This window comes from Thermovirga sp. (assembly GCA_012523215.1).
Lineage (GTDB): Bacteria > Synergistota > Synergistia > Synergistales > Thermovirgaceae > 58-81.
In genome coordinates this window covers 1-4,550 of the sequence record JAAYIZ010000016.1, presented here as the reverse complement: position 1 = coordinate 4,550, position 4,550 = coordinate 1, and the positions used below count along the sequence as shown (strand labels likewise).

The 4,550-nt window shown below is 59.1% G+C and carries 5 protein-coding genes; 3 read left to right on the top strand and 2 right to left on the bottom strand.

Features of this window, described 5'->3' with window-relative positions:
- A partial coding sequence (locus GX108_00640) for an EamA family transporter (protein ID NLO55556.1) occupies positions 1-728 on the top strand: 728 nt, incomplete at its 5' end.
- A 33-nt stretch (positions 729-761) separates the two neighbouring features.
- Here the strand turns inward: GX108_00640 and GX108_00635 are convergent.
- Both GX108_00635 and GX108_00630 read right to left on the bottom strand, forming a co-directional pair.
- Positions 762-2,552 (bottom strand): hypothetical protein, encoded by a 1,791-nt coding sequence (locus GX108_00635; protein NLO55555.1) that lies wholly within the window; start codon positions 2,550-2,552, stop codon positions 762-764.
- An 83-nt stretch (positions 2,553-2,635) separates the two neighbouring features.
- Complete coding sequence (locus GX108_00630) at positions 2,636-3,148, bottom strand: type 1 glutamine amidotransferase (GenBank protein ID NLO55554.1); 513 nt, start codon at positions 3,146-3,148, stop codon at positions 2,636-2,638.
- A 198-nt stretch (positions 3,149-3,346) separates the two neighbouring features.
- Between GX108_00630 and GX108_00625 the strand changes: the two genes are divergently transcribed.
- Both GX108_00625 and GX108_00620 read left to right on the top strand, forming a co-directional pair.
- Complete coding sequence (locus GX108_00625; protein NLO55553.1) at positions 3,347-3,685, top strand: cupin domain-containing protein; 339 nt, start codon at positions 3,347-3,349, stop codon at positions 3,683-3,685.
- Positions 3,686-3,731: 46 nt separating this feature from the next.
- Positions 3,732-4,550 (top strand): MBL fold metallo-hydrolase (locus GX108_00620; protein NLO55552.1); only part of this gene is annotated, 819 nt, incomplete at its 3' end.

Genomic DNA, 4,550 nt, shown 5'->3' with positions numbered 1-4,550 from the left:
GCCTTTTCGGCGTGGTCTTCGTATATTACCTGTCGAACATAGCCTTCGTTACCATACCCGTGGGGCTGACGGTCATCCTTTTTTACATCAACCCGGTATGGACGGCCCTGGGGGCCGCCGTCCTGGGCAAGGAACCTTTCACCAGGGTTCGATTTATTGCCCTGCTGGCAGGACTTGCCGGTGTATGGGCCGCCGTGGGCGGCTTTGGTGGCGCGAGTGTAGGGGACCTGGACATGACCGGCGTGACTCTTGCTGTCGTATCGGGAGCAGGTTTTTCCTTCTTCATCCTCAACGGTCGTTATGGTACCGGGAGGGAAGAGCCCTTCAAGACCTTCGTGCAGATGTTCCTCTGGGGTTCCCTCATCATGCTGGTCATCGCCTTTTCCAGGAACGAGATCCCGGACCTGCGGGGCCTTCCCCTTCCTGGCGTTCTGGCCCTGACCCACCTGGCACTTTTGCCCACGCTGGTATCCTACGGGCTGTTTTCCTTCGCCCTCAGGCACATCCCCGGGACGACGGCCTCGATCACCTCCATGTCGGAGATCATCTTCGCCGGCGTCATAGCCTGGGCCTTCCTGGGAGAGATCCCCACGGCTGGACACCTGAGAGGCGCACTTTTGATCGTAGCGGCGGTCCTGCTTCTCCTTTTTGAGGACAAGATTCCCCTTTTGTTGACAAGAAAGGCGAGAAAAAAAGGGGACCCCTCCCTGGAGAGATCCCCTAAATAATCCTTCGAAAAATTCCCCAAAAAGGTCTTCCCTCTAGAAAAGGTTCTGTGAGAGAGCCCGCCCGTCGGAGAAGCGGACGATGACCCTGTAACCCGAGGGGTTGGCGCTCAGTTTGCCGTTGTCGGCCAACCAGAGGTGAAACTCGCTGCTTCCCGAGACCTTGCTGGTGAAGGAACCGTCGTTCTTGTTGAGCATCGGGCCGGTGGCTGTCTCGGTGACGGCAATATGCCACCTTCCGTTGCCGGGGATGGTGTCCCAGTCCCCCCCCTGTCCGTCGAGGGATTCCACGGTAAAGGACTCGATGGTACCGTCCAGCGACGTGAGCCTGAGCCTTATGTGGGCGTCAGGGTTCGCGTCGAGGCCCTTGGTTATGTCCGCCGGTTCACCTTTGCCGATGAGGTTCCTCGGTCCCTTGCCGATGTAGAAGGCCCTGACGCTGTCGGATTCCTGGATCTCCCCCGGACCTTGTTGGGTCGAAATAGGGGTCGATGCCCGTTCGATGAGCCTCTCAAAGGTCCTTCCGTCGCTCAGGACCGCTATGACCCTGAACTTGTTAATGGCCTCCGAAAGGGCGCCAGCGTCGTCGAGCCAGAGGGAAAGATCCTTCCTGCCGCTAAGCGGGATCGAGATCGAGCCGTTGGGCGCATTGAGGATCTTGCCGGCCGAGTCGGTGACCACCGCCAGGGGTTTTTTGTTGCCCGGAAGGGTGTCCCACTCGGCCACGGAGCCCTCTATCCCCCGGACAATGAAACTTATGACGGTCCCTTCGCCGACCAGGGAGAGGGTGATCCTCCAGTCGGGGGTTCCGTTGGCGCCGACGGTCTCGCCCCGGTTGGCTATGTCCGTGGTAGCGGGGGCATAGAGCACCGCCGAAAGAATGTCCTCCACGGGCGTCTCCGCCTCGGGCGTTCCCCGCGAGGCCATCTCGCTGAAGGTCGTCCCGTCGTCGAATTCGACGATAACCTCGAAGCGGGTCTTGCCTCCGGCGACCGCCCCGTTATCGGCCACCCAGAGGTCCAGCGTGGTATCACCGTCCACGGCGAAGCGTACGCTGCCGTCGGCCCGGTTCTTGAGCTTGTCGTCCTGGAACACGGCTATCGCCCAGATCCCGTTGCCGGGCACCGTGTCCCAAACCGCGTTGGTTCCGTCCACGTTGCGGATCGTGACCTGGTCCACCACCGATATGGTGGTGAAGCGAACCCGGAAGTGAGCGTCGTTGGCGCCGTCCTTGCCCAGGGTCTCCCGCTTGCCGGCCACGTCACGATCGCCGATGCCGTAGACCGTCGCGGTCATTACCCCGCTCTCGGGCTCAGGCGGTTCGGGAGTCCCGAAGATGTCGGGCATTCCCTTGACCTCGGTCTTAGCCGAGGCGGTGCTGCCGTCGATGAACTTGACCGTCACCTCGTATTCCCGCGTCTCGGAAAAGGCCACCCCGTCGTCGGCGATATAAAGGTTGAGGTTCGCGAAGCCCAGGAAGGGCGTTACGGGCAACCCCGACTCCGAGGAGATCGTCTTCCCCGAGGCATCCTTTATGACCATGGCCCATCGGTCGCTCCCGGTGGCGGGGGCCCATTCCCTGGTTCCATCCACGGCTTTCAGCGAGACTTCGGTGATCGCCCCGATGCCCTTGAGGGAAAGGGCGAAGTGGACATCGGCTTTTCCGTCCTTTTCGAGGGATTTTCCGAGGCCGAGCACATCCTCCTGGGCGGACCTGAAGGCAAAGGAAGTCACCTCGCCCATGGCTCCCCAGGCCGCACCCGAGGCCATGACCGTCAAGGCAAGCAAGACGGCCGTGAAAATAATCCTCCTGTTCATCGCTTTCATACTCTGTCCCTCCCTGTGCTTTCTGCAGGCGCATTTCCAACTTGAAAAGATTATAGCATTGACGAGCGGCAGCGAAGGAAATTTCAGACTATGAGGGCTTTTATGACCTCGGCCATGAAGGCCGGGAGATCCGATGGCCTTCTGCTGGTAATGATCCTCTCCGAAACCGCTACCTCCGCATCCACCCATTCAGCCCCCGCCAGGACCATGTCATCCTTGAGGCTGGGATAGCTCGTAACCGTCCTCCCGGTGAGTATCCCGCTGGAGACCAGCAGGCTGCCGGCATGACAGATGCCCGCCACTAACCCGCCTGATTCGTAGGTTTTCCTGACGAGACCAACGATTTCCGCGGACATCCTGAGGCGGTCCGGCGCCCATCCGCCGGGGATCACCACGCCCGCCAGCGATTGCCCGGCGACGCTCCCGGCGTCATAGGGGGCTTCCACCGTCGTGCCGAACTTTCCCCTGTAGATTTTTGGGGCTGTCGGAGCGACGATAATGGGTTCGTGGCCGGCTTCCTGCAGCCTGTAGAAGGGATACCAGAACTCTATGTCGTGGAAATCGCTCTCCACCAGCACCGCTATCCTTCCCGACATTTTTCCCGACTCCTCTCGTGGAGATGGCTTTTTCTTCCCTGGCGATCCAAATTATACAGCCTTGCCCCTGTTAGGTGTTTAAAGGACTTTTGGGGTATTATTTTAAAAACATCCCAATAACTTGAGCGGAACGGAAGGGGGACCTCCGAAGGGGGGCGTGATAAAATGAAGGTCCCCTAATAAAGGAGGGAGGATCCTTTGAAGATCACGAGCTTCAGGGAAGCCGCGCAGATCACCACCCCCCACGGCGTCAAGGTGTGCAAGCTCTACGACACGCCTGAGGCGCAGGTGATTCATATCACCCTTGAGCCGGGGGAGTCGCTGAAAAAGCACATTACCCCCGTAGACGTGTTCTTTTATGTACTGGAGGGTACCGGCGTAGTGGAGATTGGCGACGAGAAGAAAGCCGTGTCGAAGGATGCGCTTATAGAAAGCCCCAAGGACATACCTCACTGCTGGTACAACGAAAGCGGGGCCACCTTCAGGGTCCTGGTGGTCAAAACTCCGAGGCCCGTCGCTTCGACGAGACTGCTTTGAAAAACCTAGTGATCATCCCTGGTGTAGAGGAAAGGAGGGATAGGAAATGGTCTTCGAGATCAAGAAGGATATTTTCTGGGTAGGGGTCAAGGATTGGGCCCTCAACTTTTTCCATGGCCATGAACTGTCTACCCACAGGGGGAGCACCTACAACGCCTACCTGATTCGCGACAAAAAGATCGCTGTCGTGGACACGGTCTGGGATCCCTTCACGGAGAAGTTCCTGGACAACGTCAGGTCCCTGGTCGAACCCTCCAGGATCGACTATGTCGTGGCCAACCACGCCGAGACCGACCACTCCGGAGCCCTGGGCGCCCTCATGGAACTGGCGCCCCAGGCCGAGGTGATCGTCTCCCCCCGGGGCATGGACAGTATCCCGGGCCACTTCCACAAGGAGTGGAAGTTCCGGCAGGTGAAAACCGGGGACAAGATTTCCCTGGGCGAGACGGAAATGATCTTCATCGAGGCAACCATGCTCCACTGGCCCGACAGCATGTTTACCTACCTCTCGGGGAAAGATCTCCTCATGCCCAACGATGCCTTCGGGCAGCATTACGCCTCGGCCTACCCCTACAACGACCAAGTCGACCAGGAGGAACTCTTCCAAGAATGTATCAAGTACTACGCCAACATTCTGACGCCCTTCAGCCCCATGGTGCTCAAGAAGATCGACGAAGTGCTGGGGCTGGGATTCAAGGTCGACATGATAGCGCCGAGCCACGGCGTGATCTGGCGCAAGGACCCGCTCCAGATCGTTAAAAAGTACCAGGAATGGGCCAGGCAGGAACCTGAGAAGAGCGCCGTCATACTTTACGACACCATGTGGAACTCCACCAGGGACATGGCCGGTGCCATAAGCGAGGGG